The organism is Collinsella sp. LCP19S3_B11, assembly GCF_052121915.1.
Classification (GTDB): Bacteria; Actinomycetota; Coriobacteriia; order Coriobacteriales; family Coriobacteriaceae; genus Collinsella.
The window spans coordinates 1-764 of record NZ_JBQKDI010000052.1 but is presented as its reverse complement, the minus strand read 5'-3'; the positions used below and the strand labels follow the sequence as shown (position 1 = coordinate 764).

Here is a 764-nt window from a genome sequence, read left to right as displayed (position 1 = left end):
TGGGCGCGGCACGGGGCGCGCTTCACGCGCGACTTCGAGGACTGGGTGGCGTGGCTGGCGGTCCGCTGCACCGCCTCGGCGGTCTCCGAGCTCGCCCGCGTCGAGTGGCACAGCGTGGGCGGCGTGTGCAGGCGCGTCTACGCCGAGCTGGAGGCCGCGCGCGGCGCCTCGAGGTTCGACGGCGTGCGCCGCATCGGCATCGACGAGACGTCGTACAAGAAGGGCCACAAGTACGTCACGGTGGTCGTCGACCACGACCGCGGCTGCCTCATCTGGGCGCACGAGGGCACCGGCAAGGACGTGCTCAACCTGTTCCTCGACGAGCTCACGCGCGAGCAGAGGCGCGCCATAGAGGTGGTGACCGCCGACGGCGCGAGGTGGATAAGGCAGCTGGTCAAGCGCCGCTGCCCCAACGCGAGGTGGGTCATGGACCCCTTCCACGTGGTCCAGTGGATGAACGACGCGCTCGACGCCGTGCGCTGCGAGGAGTGGAACGCCGCCAGGGCCGCCGCCAGGGCCGCCAGGCCCAGGCCCGAGGGCAAGCGCGGCAGGCCTGCCAAAGGCGAGCTGCCGCCCGAGGAGGTCAGGGCGCTCGAGGAGGAGGCGGCCTCCATCAAGGGCAGCCGCTACGCGCTCGTGAAGAACCCCGAGGATGGATTGGCAACACCTATTTGGACGATTCCGGGAGGGACAGCCCCGCCTCCCTGAACTCGACCGGCGACATGTAGCCCAGCGTCGAGTGGATCCTGAAGTTGTTGTACCAG

At 70.0% G+C, this 764-nt stretch carries 1 protein-coding gene; it reads left to right on the top strand.

Annotated features, from left to right (window positions below; all coding sequences use genetic code 11):
• Positions 1 to 708: ISL3 family transposase (locus ACTQV4_RS10320; protein ID WP_441569782.1), on the top strand; the 708-nt coding region annotated here is incomplete at its 5' end.
• Positions 709 to 764: the final 56 nt, after the last annotated feature.